This is a genomic window from Mesorhizobium sp. BAC0120, assembly GCF_033542235.1.
Classification (GTDB): Bacteria; Pseudomonadota; Alphaproteobacteria; order Rhizobiales; family Rhizobiaceae; genus JAWRCU01.
The window spans coordinates 54936-78961 of record NZ_JAWRCU010000017.1 but is presented as its reverse complement, the minus strand read 5'-3'; the positions used below and the strand labels follow the sequence as shown (position 1 = coordinate 78961).

General features: G+C 62.0%; 27 protein-coding genes and 1 tRNA gene. 13 read left to right on the top strand and 15 right to left on the bottom strand.

From position 1 onward, the window contains the following. Positions 1-8: 8 nt before the first annotated feature. Together SAZ10_RS27615 and SAZ10_RS27610 are read left to right on the top strand one after the other, a co-directional pair. A complete protein-coding gene (locus SAZ10_RS27615; RefSeq protein ID WP_318612649.1) occupies positions 9-1964 on the top strand; it encodes an adenylate/guanylate cyclase domain-containing protein in 1956 nt (651 codons plus the stop codon). 338 nt (positions 1965-2302) lie between these two features. After that, on the top strand, positions 2303-2821 hold the full coding sequence (locus SAZ10_RS27610) for a transglutaminase-like cysteine peptidase (protein ID WP_318612648.1): 519 nt from the start codon (positions 2303-2305) through the stop codon (positions 2819-2821). A 45-nt stretch (positions 2822-2866) separates the two neighbouring features. On the opposite strand, the gene SAZ10_RS27605 is transcribed toward SAZ10_RS27610, so the two are convergent. From SAZ10_RS27605 to SAZ10_RS27550, 12 genes are all read right to left on the bottom strand, one after another. Beyond that, positions 2867-3622: a hypothetical protein gene (locus SAZ10_RS27605; protein ID WP_318612647.1), complete on the bottom strand. Its 756-nt coding sequence runs from the start codon at positions 3620-3622 to the stop codon at positions 2867-2869. Between the two features lie 38 nt (positions 3623-3660). Next, a complete protein-coding gene (locus tag SAZ10_RS27600) occupies positions 3661-4152 on the bottom strand; it encodes a hypothetical protein (protein ID WP_318612646.1) in 492 nt (163 codons plus the stop codon). 562 nt (positions 4153-4714) lie between these two features. Further along, on the bottom strand, positions 4715-5491 hold the full coding sequence (locus SAZ10_RS27595) for an SDR family NAD(P)-dependent oxidoreductase (protein ID WP_318612645.1): 777 nt from the start codon (positions 5489-5491) through the stop codon (positions 4715-4717). 50 nt (positions 5492-5541) lie between these two features. Beyond that, positions 5542-6453, bottom strand: a complete 912-nt coding sequence (locus SAZ10_RS27590; RefSeq protein WP_318612644.1) for an SDR family NAD(P)-dependent oxidoreductase — start codon at positions 6451-6453, stop codon at positions 5542-5544. Positions 6454-6560: 107 nt separating this feature from the next. Further along, positions 6561-7337, bottom strand: coding sequence for a hypothetical protein (locus SAZ10_RS27585; protein WP_318612643.1), 777 nt, complete (start codon positions 7335-7337; stop codon positions 6561-6563). 10 nt (positions 7338-7347) lie between these two features. Beyond that, positions 7348-7935 (bottom strand): protein-S-isoprenylcysteine O-methyltransferase, encoded by a 588-nt coding sequence (locus SAZ10_RS27580; RefSeq protein ID WP_318612642.1) that lies wholly within the window; start codon positions 7933-7935, stop codon positions 7348-7350. A gap of 96 nt (positions 7936-8031) precedes the next feature. Beyond that, positions 8032-8664: a hypothetical protein gene (locus SAZ10_RS27575; RefSeq protein ID WP_318612641.1), complete on the bottom strand. Its 633-nt coding sequence runs from the start codon at positions 8662-8664 to the stop codon at positions 8032-8034. A 144-nt stretch (positions 8665-8808) separates the two neighbouring features. Then, positions 8809-8952: an ABC transporter gene (locus SAZ10_RS27570; RefSeq protein WP_318612640.1), complete on the bottom strand. Its 144-nt coding sequence runs from the start codon at positions 8950-8952 to the stop codon at positions 8809-8811. Positions 8953-9140: 188 nt separating this feature from the next. Next, positions 9141-9722, bottom strand: coding sequence for a L,D-transpeptidase (locus SAZ10_RS27565; protein ID WP_318612639.1), 582 nt, complete (start codon positions 9720-9722; stop codon positions 9141-9143). Positions 9723-9938: 216 nt separating this feature from the next. After that, entirely contained in the window at positions 9939-11300 is a 1362-nt protein-coding gene (locus SAZ10_RS27560) for a HAMP domain-containing sensor histidine kinase (RefSeq protein WP_318612638.1), read from the bottom strand. Next, a complete protein-coding gene (locus SAZ10_RS27555) occupies positions 11297-11971 on the bottom strand; it encodes a response regulator transcription factor (RefSeq protein WP_318612637.1) in 675 nt (224 codons plus the stop codon). Before SAZ10_RS27555 ends, SAZ10_RS27560 begins: the two co-directional genes overlap by 4 nt. Positions 11972-11995: 24 nt before the next feature. Continuing rightward, complete coding sequence (locus SAZ10_RS27550) at positions 11996-12172, bottom strand: hypothetical protein (protein ID WP_318612636.1); 177 nt, start codon at positions 12170-12172, stop codon at positions 11996-11998. Positions 12173-12195: 23 nt separating this feature from the next. Here SAZ10_RS27550 and SAZ10_RS27545 point away from each other — a divergent pair, with 23 nt between their 5' ends. From SAZ10_RS27545 to SAZ10_RS27535, 3 genes are all read left to right on the top strand, one after another. Then, a complete protein-coding gene (locus SAZ10_RS27545) occupies positions 12196-12750 on the top strand; it encodes a class I SAM-dependent methyltransferase (protein ID WP_318612635.1) in 555 nt (184 codons plus the stop codon). Next, on the top strand, positions 12747-13373 hold the full coding sequence (locus tag SAZ10_RS27540; RefSeq protein ID WP_318612634.1) for a DedA family protein: 627 nt from the start codon (positions 12747-12749) through the stop codon (positions 13371-13373). Before SAZ10_RS27545 ends, SAZ10_RS27540 begins: the two co-directional genes overlap by 4 nt. A gap of 200 nt (positions 13374-13573) precedes the next feature. After that, a complete protein-coding gene (locus SAZ10_RS27535) occupies positions 13574-14008 on the top strand; it encodes a hypothetical protein (RefSeq protein WP_318612633.1) in 435 nt (144 codons plus the stop codon). Positions 14009-14373: 365 nt separating this feature from the next. On the opposite strand, the gene SAZ10_RS27530 is transcribed toward SAZ10_RS27535, so the two are convergent. Then, positions 14374-14463: transfer RNA gene (locus tag SAZ10_RS27530), tRNA-Ser, on the bottom strand. Between the two features lie 258 nt (positions 14464-14721). Here SAZ10_RS27530 and SAZ10_RS27525 point away from each other — a divergent pair. From SAZ10_RS27525 to SAZ10_RS27505, 5 genes are all read left to right on the top strand, one after another. Then, on the top strand, positions 14722-15429 hold the full coding sequence (locus SAZ10_RS27525) for a hypothetical protein (protein WP_318612632.1): 708 nt from the start codon (positions 14722-14724) through the stop codon (positions 15427-15429). A 198-nt stretch (positions 15430-15627) separates the two neighbouring features. Beyond that, positions 15628-15954 carry a hypothetical protein gene (locus SAZ10_RS27520; protein ID WP_318612631.1) on the top strand — a complete coding sequence of 109 codons (327 nt, stop codon included), beginning with the start codon at positions 15628-15630 and terminating at the stop codon, positions 15952-15954. A gap of 33 nt (positions 15955-15987) precedes the next feature. Next, positions 15988-16653, top strand: a complete 666-nt coding sequence (msrA, locus tag SAZ10_RS27515) for a peptide-methionine (S)-S-oxide reductase MsrA (protein ID WP_318612630.1) — start codon at positions 15988-15990, stop codon at positions 16651-16653. A 310-nt stretch (positions 16654-16963) separates the two neighbouring features. After that, a complete protein-coding gene (locus SAZ10_RS27510) occupies positions 16964-17953 on the top strand; it encodes a BMP family ABC transporter substrate-binding protein (protein ID WP_318612629.1) in 990 nt (329 codons plus the stop codon). Between the two features lie 405 nt (positions 17954-18358). Further along, on the top strand, positions 18359-19552 hold the full coding sequence (locus SAZ10_RS27505) for an MFS transporter (protein ID WP_318612628.1): 1194 nt from the start codon (positions 18359-18361) through the stop codon (positions 19550-19552). On the opposite strand, the gene SAZ10_RS27500 is transcribed toward SAZ10_RS27505, so the two are convergent. Beyond that, the gene (locus tag SAZ10_RS27500) at positions 19503-19937 is read right to left on the bottom strand and encodes a hypothetical protein (protein ID WP_318612627.1); all 435 of its coding nucleotides are present in this window, start codon (positions 19935-19937) and stop codon (positions 19503-19505) included. The genes SAZ10_RS27505 and SAZ10_RS27500 overlap by 50 nt on opposite strands. Positions 19938-19959: 22 nt before the next feature. Next, on the bottom strand, positions 19960-20166 hold the full coding sequence (locus SAZ10_RS27495) for a SlyX family protein (protein ID WP_318612626.1): 207 nt from the start codon (positions 20164-20166) through the stop codon (positions 19960-19962). 211 nt (positions 20167-20377) lie between these two features. Between SAZ10_RS27495 and SAZ10_RS27490 the strand changes: the two genes are divergently transcribed. The 3 genes from SAZ10_RS27490 to SAZ10_RS27480 are packed head-to-tail and all read left to right on the top strand — an operon-like array spanning position 20378 to position 24019. Then, positions 20378-21910, top strand: a complete 1533-nt coding sequence (locus SAZ10_RS27490) for an ABC transporter ATP-binding protein (protein ID WP_318612625.1) — start codon at positions 20378-20380, stop codon at positions 21908-21910. Further along, a complete protein-coding gene (locus tag SAZ10_RS27485; protein ID WP_318612624.1) occupies positions 21907-23046 on the top strand; it encodes an ABC transporter permease in 1140 nt (379 codons plus the stop codon). The genes SAZ10_RS27490 and SAZ10_RS27485 overlap by 4 nt, the downstream gene beginning before the upstream one ends. Before the next feature lies 1 nt (position 23047). Beyond that, the gene (locus SAZ10_RS27480; RefSeq protein WP_318612623.1) at positions 23048-24019 is read left to right on the top strand and encodes an ABC transporter permease; all 972 of its coding nucleotides are present in this window, start codon (positions 23048-23050) and stop codon (positions 24017-24019) included. Positions 24020-24026: the final 7 nt, after the last annotated feature.

The window sequence follows — 24026 nt, the reverse complement described above, 5'->3', positions numbered from 1 at the left end:
TTGTGTCCATGAATCAGGTGCATACTGACGAGATGGACAACGTCGTGTCGCTGCAGCCGCGCGAACGCGACCGGCGGCGAATTTCGGTCGCGACGATCCTGGCGCTGAGCTTCGGCGCGCTTGTGCTCGTCTCGGTCGGCAGCGTACTCGCGCTGACAGTCGGGGCGAACTACCGCAACACCATCGATCTCGTCGGACGACGCGCCAGCTTGCTCGTCGGCGCGATGGAAGACTCACTGCGAGCGAAGATGGGACGCGCGGAGGACGCCGTCACCGGGCTTGCAAAGCTCTACGGGGCCGGCGGCTTCGAGATCGACGACACAGGCGCGATGACAGCCGCCTTGTCCGGGGCACTTTCGTCGGTTCCGGACGCGTCGGGCATGCTGATCATAGATCGGGAGCAGAGCCGCCGGGGCGTTGTCCGCAAGAGCTCACAAGGCGGCAATCAGGTTGCGCCTTTCCAGGTTCTCGAAAAGGAGCCCGTAACGAACCCGGACATTCTTCAGCGCCTGCATAAACTGCCGGGGGCACAAAGGACCCAATGGGGTGACTTCGTGCTGAATGAGGGGCGGCTCTACGCCAATGTAGCGGCACCGCTCATCCGCCAGGGCGAGATACGCGGCTGGATTGTGGCGCCGATCGAGCTGCTGACGCTTTCGCGGATCGCGCAGGACCTTTCGCAGCGCTTCGAGACGACCGCCTTCATCCTCGAAGGCGGAGACCGCGTCCTCGCCCACGAACGGCTGCTCACCCACGATTTTTCGAAAGGCGAGGCGACAATCCCGCTTGCCGGTTTCGACGATCCGGTGCTGGCGCATTTCACGCAGCGGCGGCCAATCAGCGAGTTCGCGAAACTTGGCGCAGAAGGCGTGCAGATCGCCGAGATCGACACTGCTGACGGACCCGACGCCGGCGCCGTGCACGAGGGCGCGCATGGCTACATCGTCATCACCAAACAGCTCACCGGCTATGGCGTTCGGCCCTGGACGATCGGCGCCTATTTTCCGAAATGGGAAGTCAGCCAGGAAATCATGCGCACATGGCTGTCGGCAGCGATCGGCCTGGCATTGCTCGCGATCGCCCTTGTGGTGGCAGTCATTCTGGGCAAACGCCTTTCCCGTCCGGTAAAGGCGATCGCCGCCCAGGCCCATCTGGTCGCCGACTTCGATCTCGACGGTGTCAAGCCGCTTCCCCACAGCCGCGTGCTCGAATTCGACAATCAGGCGTCGGCCTTCAATGCGATGCTGACCGGCTTGAGGGCCTTCTCGGCCTATGTGCCGCGCTCGCTCGTCGCCAAGCTCATTCGCACCGGCGAAGCCGACGCGACGAAGCCGCGCGAGGCGACACTGACGGTCATGTTCACGGACATAAACGGATTCACGAGCCTCTCCGAACAATTGCCGGCAAGCGTCGGCGCCGAGTTGCTGAACCACCATTTTGCCCTGCTTTGCGCTGCGATCGACAAGGAGGGCGGCACCGTCGACAAGTTTCTCGGCGACGGGGTCATGGCCTTCTTCGGCGCGCCCGATCGATTGAAAGGCCACGCCACGGCAGCCGTACGCGCCGCAGTCGCCATCCGCGCGGCAATCGAGATGGACAACAAGAGCGCCGCCGAGATGGGCTTGCCGCCGCTTCGGATCCGCGTGGGCATCCACACGGGCAAGGTGATCGTCGGCGACATCGGAGCCTCCGACCGCGTCAACTACACGATCGTCGGCGATACCGTGAACGTCAGCCAAAGGCTGCAGGAACTCGGCAAGCTTCTGGCGCCGGACGCCGAAGTCGCGATCATGATTTCAGGCGAGACGGCGGCGCGGCTGGATGATTGTTTTCAGCTCACGGCATCCGGCAAGCATCGCCTGCGCGGACGTGGCGAGCCGGTGGAGGTGTCCCTCGTCGGAGAGCTTGCCGACGCCGACGCGCTCGAGCGGCAGGCCATTGTGAATGTCGTCAAGGAAGCGTGAGTGGAGGTTGCCGGTCACAGTACTGGGGTGAGCAGCCTGGGGCGCTCGACGGCTTTCATCTGAACTGAAAAATCGAGCTGCACCTGGTGCCGGCCAACTGGCTTCAAGAGGTCCCGCGATAGCCCAAACGCAGCTTCACGATTCCGTAATGTGAATTGACCCAGGCGGCTGATTGCCGTTTAAGCCTTCGTTAAAGAAAAATTAATAGGGTGTACGGGGGCGGGATGTCCTTTTCACAAGCTGGTTCTTGGCGCGCCCGGTTGGGCGGCGCAATGGTGGTGCTGGGCCTTGCTCTTTGCAGTCAGGCTGTCCGTCCTGCAGAGGCGGCAGATCGCAACATGATCACCGGCGCCCTCACCGCCCAGCCTCTCGGCCACTACGACTTCTGTAAGGTCTACCCGAGGGAATGCTCGATCCGCTCGCGGAACAAGGCGCCGGAACACATGACCGCTAAACTCTGGCGCCGGATCACGAGCGTCAATCTCGCCGTCAACAAACGCATCAAGCCAATGACCGATCAAGAAATATATGGCCGGGAGGAGGTTTGGGCTTACCCGGATAAAGGGGTCGGCGACTGCGAGGACTTTGCGCTGGAAAAGCGCCGGTTGCTCATCAAAAGCGGCTTGCCGGTCTCCAACCTGCTGATCACGGTCGTGCGCAAGCCGGATGGCGAAGGGCATGCGGTGCTCACGGTGCGGACCGACAAGGGCGACTTCATCCTCGACAACCTCTCGGACCGGGTGAGGTTTTGGACCGAGACGGGCTACCAATACCTCAAGCGGCAGGCAGCCGACCACACCGGCCATTGGGTAGCAATCCTCGACGGCGGCGCAGCGCTGGTCGGTTCCGTCCAATAGAGCGGGGTCGGTTCGACTTGGATCGCCACGCCGCCTTTCAAAGGCTCAGAAGCCGACCTTCTCATCGATGTAGAACGTATTGAGGATCGACAGGCGCGGCTTGTCCATGGGCGCACTGATCTTCGGCCGACCGTGCCAACTCATCCCGAAAGGCGAGTGATAGGCCTTCAGCACGACGAAGGCGTAGCCGACATTCGGCAAGAACGGCAGGGTCTTGACTGGCTCCAGGAAATAGGAGCGCGGGTGGCGTAATCCATTCAGCGAGGCCTGATAGAGCGTGGTGCCCAGATCCTGCTGCGAGCTGTCCGTCGGACAATAGAGTTGCATCGTCACGACTTTCTTACGGGCATCGGGATGGGGTTTGATTTCATAGCCGTCGCTGTCGCGGTAAAGGACCGGCTGGGCCACCAGCTTCAGCGCGTCGGGTCCCCTTACCCTGTCGCCACGCGCACGTATTTCCAGGCCGTCATTCAGCTTCAGGCGGATCGCTTGCTCCACCTCTGACGACGTCAGGGTCTTCGAAACGGCTTTCCAGAGGTCGCGTAGACCGATCTCGATCTTGTCGACATTGTCCCCGTAGAGCCGGAGCGCCATGCGGGTTCCGTCGCCTTTTATCGGATCATAGCCGTTGGCTGGCCAACTGTTGATCATCTCCGCATAGAAGTCGGGCGGAAAGAAATCGCGAAAGAATATATGCGGAAAGGGCTTCGAGAAGTGACTACACGCCTCGATGCTCGCTACGGCGTGCCTTGTCAGCCTGGCGGTTAGATCTTCTTCCCTTTCCTTGGCGAGTTCCGACATGCCGAATTCCTCCTCCCTGATAGTGCCCCATCCGGCGCTTACAGGCGGCGCAGATCGATCTGGCTCGTAATAACGATCTTGCCCGTCTGTGGATTTGTGTCGATCGTCGTCAGGCGCATTCTGTCGCCCCCGATTTTTTCGATCCGCAATTGTGCCGACCGATCGCCGTTGACGTTCCTGGCCCAGCGGATTTCAAGATTCAACGCGTTTCCGGATCGTGTGCCCCGCAGTGTGGCCGGCCCGGTTTTCGATCCGAGATAGGTCCCGGTGTACAGTTTTCCGTTCGTCTTAACCGTCGCGCTGAGCGGCCGTGAGAAAATTGCCAGGCTGGTGCATTGTCCAGCCAGAGACATAGAACTTTCGGTTGCCGTCGAAGAGAACCTGCATTTGACCGGCATGGAGGGCATTGTCGTTCGGATCCTGACCGAGCCGTCGCCGCCCCAATCGCCGCCGAGGGTGTTCAGGAAACCGACTTCGGCCGCATGGGCGATGGCGGGTGAAAGCGCCAGGGCCGCGGCGATCAGTGCCACAAGGATCTTGGTACTGCTGATGACCTAACCCTCCGAACACGAAGACCGCCGGCATCAAGTCAAGCGGTGTTGGCTAAATTGGTATGGCGTCAACGAAAGCGCCGTTGGCATCGAAGCGGCATCTGAAAGCAGCGCCTCCCTCGACATCCCCCTCCGCCCCCTTGTCTATCGTCCCGTCTATGGTGGTGCTGCCATCAGCCTCCCGCACAGGCGAAGCTGTGCGGACACGATCCGGCTGTGTCACGTTCCGCGTAGCTAGTTCGGCTCGGCAGTAGTCCGGCATGTAAGACCGGCTGATCGACGGCCCGTTTCCCCTCAGGGACGAGGTCGGGACCCTGGCGGCCGAAGCAGACATCGCGACGGGTCGCATCTGTTCGTCTGTTTCACAGCCGCACAGAATGACGGCCATCGCGCCTGCCGCCAATGCAGACACCAGTCGCCCCATGCTGATCCTTGTGAAAAGCGTTCCCCGGGGAAGTCCGATTCTCAAATCATACGCCAAAGCTGTCGTATCCGGCAACTTCGACACCTCGTTGTCCCACAGCATATCGCTCCTATTCTATCAAATGGCGGTCGTGCCGCCGTCGACGGTCAATGTCGTACCTGTCATGAAAGAGTTCCTTGGATCTGCCGCAAACAGAATTGCCTCGATGACTTCGTCGATCTCAGCAATCCGTTGCATTGGAATGCCCCGCGTCAGCACTGCTATCGCTTCGGCCCGGTGGTCGCCCGCAAGCTGAACCAGATCGCCAAACATCCTCGTTCTCGCATAGGATGGGCATACGGCATTCACGCGGATGCCTTTCGATGCGTATTCGGCCGCCGCCGACCGAGTGAGTCCGATGACTCCATGCTTCGCGGCTGAATAGACCGACAGGCGAGCTGCGCCGGCAAGTCCGGTGACGGAGGCGACATTGACAATTGCGCCGCCATGACCACCTGTCCGGCTCTGCATTTCCATGACCGGGAGCTGGTGCTTCATGGCGTAGAAGACACCGAGAAGGTCGATTTCGATGACGCGGCGCGCCTCATCGGAGGGAACGTGCGGAAGCTTGACGAAGCTTTGGGCCACCCCTGCGTTGTTGAGAGCAATGTCGAGCCTTCCGAAGCGTTCGACGGCAAGCTTAACGAGAGATTCGGACAACTGCTCATCGGCTATATTGCCTGCAAGCGTTGCACTTTCAGCATCAAGCGACGCCGCCATTTCCTCCAGCGGGCTACTATCGATGTCCGAAAGCACGAGCCGCGCCCCCTCGGTCGCGAATCTTTCGGCCGCCCGGCGGCCGAACCCGCCTGCAGCGCCGGTAATGAGAACCGTGAGGCCCTGAAAGCGGCCCATTCATCCCTCTCCGTCGAAACGCCGGGCCGCAAGAAGCGTCCCCATAAAGATCAGCGATGTTCCTGTTCGCTCAAATGACCACCCTCCGAAGGCCGGCGTCGCAACTGAAGACGCCGGGCACCATGGCATTTCTTGAACTTCTTGCCCGATCCGCAGGGGCATGGATCATTGCCGCTGAGTTGCAGGCGGCCGATCAGCGGCAGCACCAGAGCAGGCGGCAGGAACCGTGCAGCGAGCACCGCAAGCTTGGCCGAAATGCCTGGAACGACCAGACGGCGTCCGGATTTGAATCCTTGCCACGCCCGTTCGGCCACCTGGCGTGGATCGAGCTTTGGCCAGATTCTGAACATCGGTATCGATCGAGCACCGGCCCTGCCATAAAACTCGGTCTTCACCGGTCCCGGCGCAACGCAGGTGACCGTTACCCCTGTGTTGCGCAGCTCCTGATGAAGCGCCTCGGAGAAGGAGCGCACAAAGCCTTTGCTGGCGTAGTAGAGCGCCATGTAGGGCCCCGGCGTCGAACCGGCGACGGAACTGAGATTGATCACCCCGCCCCGCCTGCGCGCCACCATAGCCGGCAGAAAGTGGAGGGTCAGTTCGGCAAGGGCGCGGATGTTGAGATCGATAATGCCAAGCTGATCCTCGAGGGAAAGCGCCGTCGCCGCGCCCCGCAGTCCATACCCTGCACTGTTGACCAGGACATCGCAGACCAGGCCGTTTGCCGACAGAAATCCTTCGATACGCCCTGGCGCGTCGCCAGCCAGCAAGTCCAGCTGGAGTATGTATGGCTTGCCACCCGCCTTCTGCACGTCGGCCGCAGCTGCTTCCAGCCCCTCGGGCGAACGCGCGACGACCACGACTGCGCCACGCTCTCGCGCAGCGACACCGGCAATCGCCCTCCCAATTCCACCCGACGCGCCGATGACGACGACCGCCGGCTGGAGTTTGCTTTGTTCGGTCATGAGGCTGACGCTGACGCCGTCCTCGACCGATCTTCACCGGTCAAGTCACACAGCTGGGCTGCTCCTGACGCGCACCGTGAAAATACTTCCTCGCGAACTCTCACCGGCTAGGTTCCTCCCTGGACCATGGAAACGGCAGTGACTTCAGCCAACCGTTTCACTTCGTCGGTAATGGGGCCGTTGAGTATCTTTTCGAACCTCTCCAGCGCCCGCGCCACAGTCGCGCCGTCCATGACCCTGTGATCATAGAGGATGCGAACATTCACCAATCCGTCCCGGCCGATCAGACCGTAGTTGAGAAGCGTCGTCAAAGGCGTGAGCGGATTGAAGGATTCCGCTCCCAGACCCGAATAAACAGACAGCTGGAACGTCCCGAAATAATTCGGCCTTTGCCGGCCGAGATTGAGACCGAGCCACATCAACAACCATCTAAGCGGCGCGGGCACGCGGGCCATCGCCAAGGCGCGCCTGAAATCCTTGATCTGCAGGACTGGACGCGATCGTGCGTTGCGGACCCATGAATCGAGCACTGCGATCGAGCAGTGTTCGGGGCCTTTGATGCGGCTCAACAGGACGGCCTGCTCGCCTTCATACTCGCGCTCATGGGCGACCGAGGCCACGCTGACCGGGTATTCGTAGAGCTGCGGCCAAGGCAGTTTCACATAGGCGCGCCTGAGCTCCGGCGTCTCGCTGGCAAGGAGCGCATACCCTCTCAGGAAGAGCGCGGTCCAGGACGGCCTGCGCTGCAGCGCTGCTCTTGCCTGCAAGAGCGGGCTAAGATTCATCTGGCGCTGCACCGTGACTCTCGGAATCCCGATCGAGAACCTCATCAGATCACCGACCAGGCGTCTGGGCGCTGAGAGCTTGAGAGCTCGGCCTCGCATCGTTCGCTCTCTAATAGAGGTAAGGGATGATCCTCTTCGTCCTCTTCATGTAAGGGCGGTATTCCGGCCCGAAGTTTTCAAGCATCATATGCTCCTCCTTGTCTACGCGCAGGAGAAAAAGGACCGCAAAACCGAGCAGGCCCGCCAAGCCCACCACCCAGTTCGAAAGCAGAAAGGCCTGTCCGAGGGCCATGAGCAGAAACGAAGTGTACATGGGGTGCCGGATCAAAGCGTATGGGCCGGTGCTGACAAGTCTGTGCTCCCGGCGGATCTGCAGCGTGATCGACCAGTTTCTGCCGAGTTGCTTGTGGGAAACACGGAAAAGCAGAAGCCCGGAGGCGAAGATCACAGTTCCGAGAGCAATGGCCCAGGCCCTTGCCAAATAGTCGGCCGACCGCGGGAATCCGGTTGCCAGATAGAGCGCAGGCAGGATCGCCATGCCAAGAAGAGCCGCAGCAAGCCCTAGGGTATCGGACTGCGAGCGGCTGTCTCTTACAACCTGGACGCGTTTTGCGCGGCGCTCGAACGGATAGCGTATAACGTACCAGGCGATGATGCCGAGCACCCATATGCCCTCGCCCACTGAAGCTGTTGTCATGCTGGCCTCGGATCAACGAGGCGACCCCGGATCACCTCGACACAGAGACGTGGCCCGTGCCAGCTCATTGCTATTCACCGATTTCGAAGCTTTCCACTAACGTATAGTTGAAGCGGAAGCCGGAGCGATGCTTGCGTTCGCACCCGCGTTCAACTCTCGGAGCTTGGTCATGAATTCCTGCGGCCGCAGCCAAATGGCGGGTGTCTTATACCCCATGTGGCGCGCAATATCCGCAGTGAAGGCGTTACAGTTGTAGATCGTGGCATCCCAGACTGGGGAACTGGCCTGCAGCTTGCGAATGTAGGCAACCGTTTTCTTGTATTGCGCTTCATCGACAAGGACGCGCCAGCTGGCCGACCTGTACTGTTCTTCGAGGTCACCGTCGCTCCAGCCGGTTTCTGCCGGCACGGGAACGAAATGGCCCAGAACGTAGGGGACAGCGCTCATCGAAGCCGGATGAAGACCAGCGACTTCGGGGCTGTACATCTCTCCCTTCTCGCCCACGCGACCAAAGACTACGTAGGAATGGCCGTAGCTCAGCGCATAGCGGGAGCGGAACTCGATGAAGTACTGGTGGTCTTTGTTCTGGCCCGACGGCGCGGACAGCTTGCCGTTGCCATCGGCGACGGAAACGTAGCGCGGCGCAGCGCTGGTGTCTTTTGTCTGGCACGCCGACAGCGCGGGCGCCAGCATGACCATTAGAGATAGACAGACTCTCGCGAGTGTCATTCCCACACTGCCTTGCAAAGAGCAAAACTTAGAGCACAACTTGCCCTAGCCGGGCAGTAGTCCGGATCGCGTATATTTGCGTCCAATTTATGGAGGAAGGACAATAGTCCTCCCTCCATATGCCGAACCAAAAAGGATCAGGCCTTATTTATAGACTGGCGCGGTCGCTACAGGTGCGGCTGCCGGAGGCGGAGCCTTGCCCTTGCCTTTACCGATCCAATCGGTGGTGCAGCCGCTGACGCTGGCCACAACGAGTGCTACAACTATTGCGGGTACAAGTCTGCTCATGAATGCAATCCTCTCCTGGGGCGGGATAGATTAATGGAGCAACGCAGCGAGACTAGCGGCGAACGACGCTCATGAATAGTGCAAGAAAAACACAGTCGGCTTCGAATTGTAACAGAAGCGCCAGGTGTCTCAGAACGGTACACCCCAGCCGTTCACGGCAGGAACCAGTCGATCATGCAATGAAACGGTCAGGTGACCAGGACCGGAGTCCCCAAAGGTGCCCGGTCGTAAAGTTCAATAACGTCCTCATTGAACATGCGGATGCACCCGTTTGACACGGCATGGCCGATTGTCCACGGCTCATTCGTACCGTGCACCCGGAACTTTGTGTCCCACGTGCCACGGTAGAGATAGAGGGCGCGTGCGCCAAGCGGGTTGTCCGGCCCGCCGGGGACACCGCCGGCATACTGCAGCAGGCGCGGCTTGCGCTTCATCATGGCTGCAGTAGGTGTCCAGGATGGCCACTCCGCCTTCCGGCCGACGGTCGCTCGCCCCTTGAGGGTCAATCCCTCCTCCCCGACGCCGACGCCGTAGCGCGTCGCTCGGCCGTCCCCTTCAACGAAGTAAAGGAACCGTTCCGACGTATCGACGACGATCGATCCAGGTTTCTCGCTCGTTGGATATGCGACGGACTGTCGCCTGTAGCGGGGATCAATCGCGAAGCCGGGCGAAACAGGTGCCACCACCTGCTCTACCCTCGGAATGCATCCTGCGACCAATGCCAGGCTGCCGAGCAGCAACCCTCGGCGCGTAATCCTATCGACGTCCATTTTGGCCTGATCAAAACACCACCACGCGCTTTTCTAACACTCCGGCGCATCGCGGCCAAGTCTCATAGATCGAGGAGAGTTCGCACCCTACCAGTATACATGTTCTTGAAATCACCAAGTTCATGCCGTTTGTCGTGTTACTGAAAAATACAATCGGTAACATTTGTTTACGACGCACAGCCGAGATAGGTACCCCTCAGCGGTTTGCCAGTCGCCCTAGCGGTCGACCGGAAAGGTCAGAGTGAAGCGGGCGCCATGTGGCGGTACATTGGTCACGCCGATTTCCCCCTGATGCAGTCTCATGATCTCGGCAACGAGGTTAAGGCCGAGTCCGGCGCCCTCGCCGCGCCCCCGCAGCCGATAGAACGGCTCGAAGATCTTTTCGCTTTCGTCTTCCGGAATTCCCCTCCCCTGATCCGAGACGGAAATCACTCTGTCGGGTGAGACGGCGATCTCGATCGTTCCGGCATTACCGCCATGCTCGATGGCGTTCTGGACGAGATTGGTTATGGCGCGTTGTATCGCGATAGCGTCGCCTGCGACCATAATCGGCCTGACGAGAGCTTCGAACGTCATCTCGTAGCCCGCTTCGAACGCCATCGCCGCCAGGTCTAAGACCACGCTTTCGCTGACCGCCACCAGATCGAGCCGATCGAAAGACATGGGCTGCCGGACCACCCGCTCGAGGTCGAGCAACTGGTTGGTCAATGTCGACAGACGTGCTGCGTCCTGCAGCAGCCGCGCCCGCTCCGGCGAGACCGGCAGCGAGGCGAGCCGCGTGTTGAGTATGGCGATAGGCGTACGCAATTCGTGCGCGGCGTCGGCGAGGAAGCGCTTGTGGCGTTCGTAACCTCTATCCAGCCGTTCGAGCGCTTCGTTTACCGCCTCGACCAGCGGCACGACCTCGATCGGCACGCCTGCAAGCGGGAGCCGCATCCCACGCCGATCGATGTCGATGCGCTCTGCTTCGGCCGCGGCGTACCTCAATCCCGACATCGCTCCGCGCACGACCCATGGAGTAGCAAAAAAGGTGCAGAGCGCCATCAGTCCCGCTGCCGGAAGAATGAATTGCAGAAAGAACAGAGGAGCCTGCAGCATCAGGCGCATCAGCGAAAGCTCGCCCTTGGTCCCGGTCATGATCTGCACCTTGCCGGCGTCGGTGTCGACCCATCTAACGCGCACCGCCGGCGGCGCTGCATCGCCATTGTTGGCATGATCGAGCCGGGCATCGCCTATCTGGTCCACCAGATGCGCGAAGGGCTTGAACTCCGCTGGTATCGTGCCTTCCTGAATTCTGGCGCCTTCACGATCGCGGATCAGGAACCACAAGTCGGGCACGTTTGTGCGCAGCGAAGCGAGATCGGCCGTTTCATTCAGGACCAGCGCACCCGACGGGTCGCGGGCCACTGCCTCGACCAGCACATCCATCGTTCCGCCTTCATATTTGCGGGGGATCAGGCCGGTAAGGAGCAGCGCAAAGAAGATGAGGAGGATGATCAGCGTCAGTAACGCGCCTTGCAGAAGGGCAATGCGGATGGTCAGCCGCCATTTCAGCGAATGCAGCGCGCGAGGTTTCATGCGGTCTCGCGCAGGACATATCCGACGCCACGAACGCCATCGATCGCCACGCCGCTGTCGGCTGCACTCAGTTTGCGCCTGAGGCGGGAGACATGGGTATCCAGCGCATTGGACTGTATCTCGTCGTCAATGCCGAACACGGCTTCCATTAAAGAGGCGCGCTGCACCATGCGTCCGGTGCGCCGCATCAGGGCTTCCAGGACAAGGAGCTCGCGACGCGGCAAAATCAGCGGCGCGTCACGAATGCTGACCTCTCGGTGGCCGAGATCAAGAGCCAGATGGCCGGCGCGAATGATCTGCGGCCGCATGGATATCGGCCGGCGCATCAGCGCGCGCAGGCGCGCCAGCAGCTCCTCGAAATCGAACGGCTTTGCCAGATAATCGTCGGCGCCTTTATCCAGGCCGTCCACCTTGTCGGCCGTTTCGCCGCGTGCCGTCAGCACCAGGACCGGCGTCATGTTGTTCGCAGCTCGCAGGCTTCTGACCAGGGTGAGCCCATCGCCATCCGGCAGCTGCCGGTCAATTAGTATGGCGTCGTGGCTTTTGGCAGCGACAAGGTCGCCGGCTTCGAGCAACGAAGCGGCGAGGTCGATCACCATGTCATGCCGGCGCAGCGCAGCGCGCAACGCCTGGGCCATTTCCGGTTCGTCCTCGACCAACAATATTCGCATGATCAATCCGATGAATCTCGTCCGCTACAGGATGAACATTGCGGCAGCATTGCGCAGTTGCTCTGCGCCAATTTCCTGGTGATGCGGGATTTTCGCAATGTCAGCGTAATCGAGCCATTGCAAACAGCCTTCGACTGCGGCCGGCGACTTGGGCGCATCGCGACGATGAAACGAGGGAAGCAATGTCTGAAAGTGACGCATTTGTTTTTCTGCGAGCCTGGGCGATGGCGCCGCTCAAGATCGCGTCCATTGTGCCTTCCAGCGCCACGCTGGCCACAATGATGACGCGCGATATCGGCCCCGGTACCGGTCCGGTATTGGAACTGGGGCCAGGCACTGGGCCCTTCACCCGGGCGCTGATTGCACGGGGTGTCGCCGAGGCCGACCTGACCCTCGTGGAAGCCAATGCCCATTTCGCGGCTCTGCTGAGGAAACGCTTTCCCAAGGCGACCGTGCTGGAGGCGGATGCAGCGGATATCCGATGCAGGCGGCTTATCCAGGACTCACAGTTTGGCGCGGTGGTCAGCGGGCTGCCGTTTCTGACCATACCCAGCCGCCCGACCCTTGCCATCCTGCAAGCCACGTCTGCCGCACTTCGGCCGGGTGGCAACCTCTATCAATTCACTTATGGCTGGCGCTGCCCGATCGATGAAATCCTGCTTGATCGGCTGGGCCTCGAAGCGGTACGGATTGGACGAACATTTCGCAATTTTCCCCCCGCAGCGGTTTTCCGCATCTCCAAAATCAAATCATCCCGCCACTGCCGGCATTTCCCATGATCGACGTTTTGTCCTTCGGCGCCGGGTTGGGTCTCGCCGGCGTGCTCCTGTTGACCTTCACGGAAAAGCTCCTGCCTGTTCCGCCCTCCCATGCCATCCTGCTCTATCTGGGAATGACCGTTGCCAAGGACGGGCTGCAGCTGGCGCTTCTGCACGCTGTATCGGTGCTTGGTTCGACCGCAGGATCGCTGCTGTGGTTCGGGGTCGGCAAGGCTCTCGGCCCGGATCGAGCGGGTTCATTCGTGGATCGGTTCGGCCGTTACATATTGCTGCGGCCTAAAACCTACCGGAGACTTGCCGAAAGCTATCGCCGTCGCTGCTTTCGGATCAGCCTCTTGGCGCAACTCGTGCCAACTGTGCGCAATTACGTCGGCATCGCTGCAGGTTCATTGAATCTGTCGGTCTTGTCGTTCGGACTTGCGACGCTCGTCGGTTCTGCCCTTTGGAATATGGGATTTCTCGTCTCGGGCTACCTGTTGCGGGGCGATCGGCAGGATATGGCCGCGACGGGCCTGCGCCTGATCTTGATCGTGATTGCCTTCGAAGTGACCGTCTTCCTGCTATGGCGAATGAAAGCCGCACTCTTCGGTTTCCGCTCCGGCCCGAGCCGTCCGCCTGGCTAACCGCAATCGCAGCGGCAATGCACGAGGTCTCCGGCTCACCTCACCCCGCTGCAGCTCCGACAATTGCGGCTATTGAAACACGACGCCGGATGAGAATGCGAGAATCGGCGTTTCGTCGAGACCCCCATAGCCGCCTCCCTATCCGTTTGCGCAGGCAGGCCGTTCCTCTACAGTAGCGGACTGCGCTTCCGGAGATTCGCTTGAGCACCATCCGCCACGAATGGGACATGCCCGACGTCGGGCTGCGGCGGCTGTCGGCACTCGACATGCGGCGCTTCTGGGACGGCTTCATCGCCATGCGGCCGGGCATCCGTTACGGCTGGGGCAATGTCTATTCGCGCTGGCGCGCGGTTCCCGGCACCGAATTCAACTTGTCGCTCTATATCACCAACCACAGCGTCGGCCTGTTCGTGCGCGGCCCACGCGGCATGCCCCTGTCGGGCACGCGCGCCACCCTTCAGCCGCGCGCCAGTGAGCTGGAGCGGGCGCTTGGCGCGGAACTTCACGCCGAAGCGCCATTGCTGCGCAACCTGCCGCTGGCGACGACCGATGCCTCCACCTGGAGCCGCGGCTACGAATGGCTGCAGGCGAGCGAGGCCGAATATCTTGCGGTGCTTGCGCCGGGAGAGCTTTAGGCAGTCGATACGAGATTCCTTTTCAGGCGGCCCGGCAGGATCGCCATCCGCCGCCAAATTTGGACAGAAATATGCACATTGTCTAATATTCGTTATGCCCCAGCGATACGGTCTAAGGCGAGGCTCTGACAGCACCTGGTCGGTGATCGACACGCTCACCGGGCAGTGGGCGGTGATGGGCGAGCCTTTTCTCGAAACGGACTTCCTGCTGAGGGCTCGATTTCGAGGACGCGGACGGGCTGGCCGAACTCCTGAACCGCATGGACAGGGAACAGCGGCGGCAGCTTTGACGCCTCCCTTTCGACGCGATCGCACGGACGACAATCCTTTTCAGGCCGGACTCTTACTACCGGACACATGGATGCTGGCGGAGAGAGGGGGATTCGAACCCCCGATACGGTTTCCCGTATACACGCGTTCCAGGCGTGCGCCTTAAACCACTCGGCCACCTCTCCGCATCGCTTCGGCGACGGCCGGTTCTGCCGCGCGGGTTGGGGAAGCGAAACCTTTGCGGGATTGCCCGATGGACTGAAGCGGTCGTCAACCAGCGCCCGCACCCGCTGCCCCCGAAAATCGCCGACGCAAGCCCAGGAGCGCGCCTCATCTAGTCGATCGGCCGGCGAAAGCCAAGGCCCGAATGCCGCTATCCGAAATGCCGTCCTTGACTTGGCATTGGCAAGCCGTATCGCTCGTGCATTGGGGAGGGAAAGCGCATGTCACAACCGGACCGGACGGGGACTGCACCAGGCGCAAGTCGCTCAGGCCTCGCGACGCTGCCGGCACTCTGGGTCGGCGTCAACATTCTCATCGCCATCTACGCCGTCTATTCGGCCTGGTCTGTCACATATGTTTACGGCATCCCGGACAGCGCGCTCTACCTGGTCTATGCCTCGCTCGCGGCCGGTGTCGTCAACATGCTCTGGGGCCTCTATCTCGTCGGCCTCGCGATAGGCGGCTCCGTCCGTTTCCCACGCCACTTCACCATCTGGCAAATCGTCAACATCGTCTGGATCGCGCTGCGCGAAGCCTATGTGCTCGTCACACCCGATTTCGTGGTGACACTCACTCCGCTCGCCTATGCCGCCGCCGAAATTGCCATCGGCGTGATCTGCATCCGGCTGCTCAGCCGTCATCCGGGTACGGCAGCCGCCTATTCGAACACCGGAACCGGACGCCCGCCGGCGATCGTCTCGGTCATCGCTGCCCTGCTCGGGGTGATCATCGGCGGCGCGCTCGGCTTCGGCGCCGGAATCGTCGGCGGTGTGATCATCGCGGACGCGACGCAGATGAGCTGCTTCGAAGGCGCCTGCGGCTATTTCGCTTTCTTCCTGGGTCTCGCCGCCATGCTGGCCGGCGCTATCGCCGGCGGCATCTTCGCCGTCTGGCGCACCAATCGCCGCCGACCCGCGCCGAGCATGTGAGCCGCTTTAGGCTGCAATTCGCGGTCGCCCGAAATTGCCTGCTCGGACTGGTAGCATTCTCGCATAACGCTTGATCACATTCCGAAACCTGCATGGCGTCAAAATCGCGTGTAAAATGTTGCGCGCCAGCGGGCGAAGCCGTATCTCATGCACCCGGAAAAAGGGCACGCGAATCGCTCCGGGAAACGCAAGGGCTGCATGATCCGATTCCTGTTCCGGTTGATGGCGACTGTCTCGCTCGCCGTCGCGACAGTAATGGCCGTGCTCGATGCGACGCGCACGGTCGCCGCGGGAAGCTGGGTGATGACGCCGCTTGGCGAAAGCTGGAAGACGGTGTCGCCCGACACGCTTACCAAGGCCCAGGCAACCGTCGAGACCTTGCTGCTGCCTGCGCTCTGGGACCCGGTCGCCTTGTTTATCCTCAAATTGCCGGGCTTCGTCGTTTTTGGCGTGCTTGCCCTGTTGCTCTATGCGATCGGCCGCAAGCCGGCACGCCGCCTGGATCCTTTCGCGCAAAGGGCGTGAGAGGCCGGGCGAAAGACCACCAAGGAGAAGCGGATGTTCTTCCTGAATGAATTCTCCAACAAGAAGCTGCAGCTGCCGAAGGCCTCCGAGGCGCTTCCGGGCCGCGACCGCGCGATGCCCACCGCTTCGAAGCATCGCGTCTCCGGGCGCCCGCTCAAAGGTCCCTATCCCGAGGGGCTCGAGATCGCCTATTTCGGCATGGGCTGCTTCTGGGGCGCCGAGCGGCTGTTCTGGCAGACGAAAGGAGTATGGGTGACGGCGGTCGGCTATGCCGGCGGCTTCACGCCCAATCCCACTTATCAGGAGACCTGCACCGGCCTTACCGGCCACGCAGAGGTGGTCATGGTCATGTACGACCCGAAGCTGGTCTCCTATGCCGACCTCTTGAAGGTCTTCTGGGAAGCGCATGATCCCACGCAAGGCATGCGCCAGGGCAACGACGTCGGCACCACCTATCGTTCGGCGATCTACACGACCAGCGACGAGCAGGCACGCATGGCCGTCGCCTCGCGCGACGCCTACCAGGCCGAGCTCAGGAATGCCGGCCGCGGCAAGATCACCACAGAAATCGCGCCTGCTCCCCCTTTCTACTACGCCGAAGAGGATCACCAGCAATATCTGGCCAAAAACCCTCACGGCTATTGCGGACTGAAGGGCACCGGGGTGGCTTGCGCAATTCCCCAGACTGTCGACGCCTGAACCGGACTTTCATGGGCTGCCCAAGCATTGGGTCCGGCTTCGTCATTCGAACCAGAAATCCAGCATCCCAACGGACCTCTTCCCGTACCAGACAACCCGTCGGCATTCGCCTCGTTGCCAGGCTATGCGCCATCTGCTTGCCGCCTAGGCCTTGTCCAAAAGGTCAAAAATCTTCGTGAAATTTGCTTTCCGCCGTGCCAGAGTGCGCGCGAGCGGGAGGGAGAAACCACTCCTGCCTTGCAGAGCAGCCGACGGGGAGAACGGCCGGCAGCGCTGCCTCACGCAAAACAACCGACAGGGTGTGGATCACATGAAGCGTTTCGTATTGGGCCTCCTGGCCGCTGCCGCGATGACCGCTCCGGCCTTCGCTGCGGACATCAAGCCGGCGATCATCTACGATCTCGGCGGCAAGTTCGACAAATCCTTCAATGAGGCTGCCTTCAACGGCGCCGAAAAGTTCAAGACCGATACCGGCATCGAATATCGCGACTTCGAGATCCAGAACGACTCGCAGCGCGAGCAGGCACTGCGCAAATTCGCGGAAGACGGCAACAACCCGATCGTGATGCCAGGCTTCTCCTGGGCGACGGCGATCGAGAAGATCGCTCCCGATTTCCCGGACACCAAGTTCGTCATCATCGACGGCTCCGTCGACAAGCCGAACGTACGTTCGGTAATCTTCAAGGAGAATGAAGGCTCATATGTCGTCGGCGTTCTCGCTGCAATGGCCTCCAAGTCCAAGAAGGTCGGCTTCGTCGGCGGCATGGACATCCCGCTCATCCGCAAGTTCGGCTGCGGCTATGTCGGCGGCGCCAAGGCCGCGGGGGCGACCGACGTCATCTGGAACATGACCGGCGATACCCCGGCTGCCTGGAATGACCCGACCAAGGGCGGCGAGATCGCCAAGGCGCAGATCGACCAGGGCGCCGACGTGATCTATGCAGCGGCCGGCGGCACCGGCGTCGGCGTGCTGCAGGCCGCGGCGGACGGAGGCAAGCTCGGCATCGGCGTCGATTCCAACCAGAACTACCTGCAGCCCGGCAAGGTGCTGACCTCGATGATGAAGCGCGTCGACGTCGCGGTCTACAACGCCTTCGCCGACACCAAGGACGACAAGTTCACGGGCGGCCTCAACCTGCTCGGCCTCAAGGAGGGCGGCGTCGACTACGCCATGGACGAGAACAACAAGGATCTCGTCACGCCGGAGATGAAAGAAGCGGCCGACAAGGCCAAGGCCGACATTATTGCCGGCAAGATCGAGGTCCACGACTATACGAAGGACAACAACTGCCCTTATTGATCGGCTTGTGTACTGGGATGACGAAGACCGCCGGGCGTGAGCCCGGCGGCTTTGTTTTACATGGGGGCAGCTATGTCCGACGCCACAAGTTTGGCGCAGGCGCCGCCCCTCACCCTTACCCTCTCCCCGTAAACGGGGAGAGGGGGTCGTCAGCGTCGCGACTCCTGCGGCAGAGGAGCTAGGCGCCAACGTCAGTGCCCCCTCTCCCCGCCTGCGGGGAGAGCGTAAGGGTGAGGGGCGGCGCCGACGTTAGAGGAGCAAGCCGAGCGCTCTACGAAACGCGGGCCGATTCAGAGCGTCGAATCTCCTTTGCTGAATCTTATTGTGGTGTGTCGCCGCGGTTGTCTAAGGGGCGTGTAGGACACGCCGTGAAGCAGGCGATCGAGCAGGGGCCAGACGCGATCAATGACCAGCAATGCCAGTCGTCTAGCGATCATCGTCGTCCTGCAGATCGTCGGCATTCTTGCCGGCGCACAGCTCGGCAAGATCGCTCCGCTCGTCGACTGGTATCAGCGCGAGGTCGGCCTCTCGCTGACGCTGATCGGCTGGTTCACCTCGATGATCGGCATTTTCGTCGCTGCGGTTGCGCTGCCGGCTGGCTGGGCGATCGAGCGCGCCGGGCCGGACCGCACCTTCGTCGCCGGCTCGCTCGTCCTGGCGGCGGGCGGTTTCGCGCTGTCGCTGCTCGATGCGCCGTCGGCGGTGCTAGCCGCCCGGCTCGTCGAGGGTGCCGGCTACCTCGTGCTTGTCATCGCCACGCCGGCGCTGCTGGCGGCCATCTCGCCGGCGCGCTGGAAAGCGCCGGTGCTCGCCATCTGGGGCGGCTTCGTGCCAATCGGCTTTGCCGTCGCCGATTTTTCGGCGCGCGCCATGCTGCCTGAGACCGGGCCGAAGATCTATCTGGCCACCTCCATTGCCGCCTTCGCCGTCGTTGCCGGCCTTGCCGCTCTCCTGCTTCACGAAGAGAAGTATCTGGAGCAGCGCGCAAGCGGGGCGGCCGGGAACACCTTCATGGCGACAATGACATTGCCGGTCTGGCTGACCGCGCTCGCCTTCGGCGTCTATGTCGTCAGCTCGGTCGGCTTCTTTACGTTCATGCCTGCCTATGCCGGTGAGAGGGATGGCCTGCTTCTCTCCGCGGGCGCGATCGCACTCGCCGTCCCGGTCGGCAACATCCTTGCTGGCATTCTCGTGCGCGGCCGCGGCCTGCGCTTCATCGTCCTGCTTTCAGGGGCAGGCTTTCTGGCGAATATGGCGCTCGCAGTCCCCGGCTTCACAGCTGCCGATCCGGCCTTTGCGACCCTTGCCGTCGTCGCCTACGCCATCATCGGCGGCTTGGTCGCCTCGGCGCTCTTTGCTGCGATCCCGTTCCTCGTCCCGCAGTCGGGTTCGGCATCGGTGGCGATCGGCCTTGTCGCACAGGCCGGTGGCCTCGGTACCTTGTTCGGGCCCCCGCTCGCCGGCCATATCATCGAAAATTTCGGCTTCGGTGGCTTTGGCATGCTGCTTGCCGCGGTCTCGTTGATCGGGGTCGTCGTCCTTCTGCCGCTCACATTAGCCAAAGTGCAGCGAGATAACCTGCTGCAAACGCAGCAATGAGCGAGATCGCGTAGACCGCCGCCTGCCGAGACGGCAGGGCATATCTGATTTTACGCAATTTCGGACGGAAAACCGGCTCCCACTTTCGCTGGACTTTCCCAACGGTCCTGAGCTTTCGGACCGGTACAATGGCACCTTCTTCGGCCCCGCGCATGTGCGGCAGAGCGGCAATCCGCGCCGCGATCAGCTTCCAGTGCTCGGCACCGCCTATGGCCTTTTGGGGCACCACATCCAGCACCTGCAGCCGTCCGGCGAACTCGAGCACGGCCTCGCGAAAAACCGGATCGATCTCGAGATCGCGCTCGGCACGCTGGCGCTCCGCGTCGTTCATCAATCCGAGCACAAAGCTCTCGGCCCGCGACACCCTGTTGCTCCCGGCGGCCATGGGCTGGACCTTCCTCGGACCCTCACCAATGCGGAGGTTTACGCGCCTCGATCGGCGGCGCGGCATGCTCCTCCAGCGCAAGGAACCTGTCGGTAAGCGCATCAAGCTTCTTCTGCAGCCTCTCGATCTGTTTCCATTGGGCGGCGACTTCTCCAGAAAGCTCCTCGATCGTCTTTTCCTGCTCGGCCGCGCGGATCTCGAGCGCCGTCAGGCGATCGGTCGTGGTCATTGGCGCCTCCCATGGCAGTCGACTTCAGTGCCGGTTCCTGTTGCAAAGCCGTGCAGTACGTTTGCGGAACCTGACCGGTAGGCTTCGAAATTGACAAGAGCAGGCGCTTTTGTCGAGAGTAGCGGGGGGCGCCGCCGCTGGCATGGCGAAGGCAGGCGTGCTAAGTCGTTTTGACCAAACGATAAAAAAAATCCAAGAGTGGGAACCTTGCATGGCGGAAGCTGCAATCGAGCTGATCGGCATCAACAAGAGTTTTGGCGCGGTCCATGCCAACCGCGACGTCCATCTCGAGATTCCGCGCGGCACGATCCACGGCATCATCGGCGAGAACGGCGCCGGCAAGTCGACGCTGATGTCGATCCTCTATGGTTTCTACCACGCCGACAGCGGCGAGATCCGCGTCAATGGCAAACCCACCCTCATCCAGACGCCAAACGACGCGATCGCGGTCGGCATCGGCATGGTTCACCAGCATTTCATGCTGGTGCAGAACTTCACCGTGCTGGAGAACGTCATCCTCGGCGCCGAGAGCGAGCCGCTATTGAAGAGAAGCATCGCCAAGGCGCGTGGAGAGCTGGCGCGCCTCGAAAGGGAGTACGGGCTCGAGGTCGATCCCGACGCCATCATCGAGGAATTGCCGGTTGGACTGCAGCAACGCGTCGAGATCCTGAAAGCCCTCTACCGGGGTGCCGACATATTGATCCTCGACGAGCCGACCGGCGTGTTGACCCCGGCCGAGGCAGACCACCTTTTCCGCATCCTCAAACAGCTGAAGGAGCAGGGGAAAACCATCGTTCTCATCACGCACAAGCTGCGCGAGATCATGGCTATCACCGACAATGTGACCGTGATGCGCCAGGGTACCGTGGTCGACACGCGCGAGACTAGGAAGACGACCGTCGAAGAGCTTGCCGAGATGATGGTCGGCCGCCGCGTCCTGCTGCGCGTCCACAAGGAAGAGGCTCGGCCGGCTGCCGTCAAGCTGTCGGTCAGGAACCTCAGCGTGAAGGATCAGCGCGGTGTCACCATGGTCAACGACGTCTCCTTCGACGTCAGGGCAGGCGAGATCGTCGGGATCGCAGGTGTCGCCGGCAACGGCCAGTCCGAGCTGATCGAGGCGATCTCCGGCATCCGCAAGGCGGTTTCGGGCACGGTCGAGCTCGACGGCCATCCAATCGATGTCACGGGCGAAGCAGATCCCGGCGAACTGCGCGGCCGCGGCCTGGCACATGTGCCGGAAGACCGGCATCATGTCGGGCTGGTGCTGCCCTTCGAGGAGAACGAGAACTCGATCCTCGGCTACCACGACCACGCGCAATATCTGAACGGCGTATTCCTCGACATCCCGGCCATCATCAAGGACGCCAAGGACAAGATCGAGAAATTCGACATCAGGCCAGGCAATCCGCGGCTTAAGACCGCCAACTTCTCCGGCGGCAACCAGCAGAAGATCGTGCTCGCGCGCGAGATCGAGAAGGACCCCGGCGTGCTGATCGTCGGGCAGCCGACGCGCGGCGTCGACGTCGGCGCGATCGAGTTCATCCACCGCCGCCTGATCGAGATGCGCGACCGCGGCAAGGCGGTGCTGCTGATTTCGGTGGAGCTCGATGAGATACGCTCGCTGTCGGACCGCATCCTGGTGATGTTTGACGGCCGCATCGTCGGCGAGCGCGGTCCCGAGGCGACGGAGGGCGAACTCGGCCTGCTGATGGCCGGCATCGAGCAGAGGGAGGCCGCCGAGTGAGCGCGCCATACGCGAAGCTGCCAGCCTGGGCCGATTACGGGCTGATCCCGCTGATGAACCTGTTCGTCGCATTCATCGTTGCCGGGCTGGTGGTGCTTCTGGTCGGGGAGAATCCGTTGCGCGCCGCCGTCATCCTGTTCGAAGGCGCGTTCGGAAGTGGCCAGAACATCGCCTACACACTTTTCTACGCGACCAACTTCATCTTCACCGGGCTCGCTGTCGCGGTGGCCGTCCACTGCGGCCTGTTCAATATCGGCGGCGAGGGGCAGGCCTATATCGCCGGCCTCGGCGTCTCGCTGGTCGCGCTCACCTTCGATTCGATCTTGCCGTGGTGGCTCACCTTCCCGCTGGCGATCCTTGCCGCGGCGCTGGTCGGCGCGCTTTGGGCGCTGATCCCCGCCTATCTTCAGGCCAAGCGCGGCTCGCACATCGTCATCACCACCATCATGTTCAACTTCATTGCGGCTTCGATCATGGTGTACCTCTTGGTCGACGTCCTGAAGCCGCTCGGCGAGATGGCGCCGCAGACGCGCGGCTTTGCCGAGGGCGGGCAACTGCCGAAGCTCAACTTTCTCCTGCAGGCAATCGGACTTCATGTCCGCTCGGCACCGCTCAACGTATCCTTCCTGCTCGCGCTTGCCATGGCCTATCTCGTCTGGCTGCTGATCTGGCGCACCAAGCTCGGCTACGAGATGCGCACGCAGGGACACAGCCCGAAGGCGGCCCGCTATGCCGGGATCAGCGAGGCGAGGATCATCATCCTCAACATGATGATCTCGGGGGCGCTGGCCGGGATGATGGCGCTCAATCCGATCATGGGCGACCAGCACCACATGGCGTTGGATTTCGTCGCGGGCGCGGGCTTCGTCGGCATTGCCGTGGCGCTGATGGGCCGCTCGCATCCGGCCGGCATCGTGCTCGCCGCCATCCTGTTCGGCATGCTCTACCAGGGCGGCGCCGAGCTTTCCTTCGACATGCCCAATATCAGCCGCGACATGATCGTCATCATCCAGGGCCTAGTCATCCTATTTGCCGGCGCGCTCGAGCACATGTTCCGCCCGGCAGTCCAGGCCGCATTCGCCGCGATGAGCCCTCGTTCGGTCGGCATGGTCGCGACCAAGGGGGAAGGCGCCTGAGATGGAGTTCATCAACGTCCTTGTCCAGCTGCTCGACGCGACGATCCGCGTCTCGGTGCCGCTGCTGCTCGCCTGCCTCGCCGGCCTCTATTCTGAGCGTGCCGGCATCGTTGACATCGGACTTGAAGGCAAGATGCTCGCCGGCGCCTTTTCCGGCGCAGCGGCAGCCGCTGTCACCGGCTCGGCCTGGCTCGGCCTGTTGACCGCCGTCATCATCTCCGTGCTGATGTCGCTGGTGCACGGCTTCGCATCGATCACGCATCGCGGCAACCAGGTCGTTTCGGGGCTGGCCATCAACTTCATCGCGGCCGGCTCCACGATCATTCTCGGCCAGGCCTGGTTCCGCCAGGGCGGCCGCACGCCGGCACTTTCCGGCGCAGCCCGCTTCGAGACGATCACGCTTCCCGGCGCCGATGCGGTGAAGGACGTCCCGATCCTCGGCCTGCTCTATTCCGAGCTGATCTCCGGCCACTCGATCCTCGTCTATCTCGCCTTCCTCATGGTGCCCTTCACCTGGTGGGTGCTATTCCGCACGCGCTTCGGGCTTCGCCTGCGCGCAGTCGGCGAGAACCCCGCCGCGGTCGATACGGCCGGCATCTCCGTCGCATGGCTGCGCTACCGCGCCGTGATCTGCACCGGCGTGCTCACCGGCGTCTCCGGCGCCTATTTGTCGGTCGCGCAGAATGCCGGCTTCGTGAAGGACATGACGGCGGGCAAGGGCTACATCGCGCTCGCCGCGCTGATCTTTGCGAAATGGCGGCCGGTGCCCGCCATGTTCGCCTGCTTGCTGTTCGGCCTGCTCGACGCCGCTTCGATCCGCTTCCAGGGCCAGCCCTGGCCGATGATCGGCAAGGTGCCGGTGCAGTTCATGCAGGCCCTGCCTTATGTGCTCACCGTGGTGCTGCTCGCCGGCTTCGTTGGCAGAGCGATCCCGCCGCGTGCCGGCGGCGTGCCATATGTGAAAGAACGCTAAGGCATGA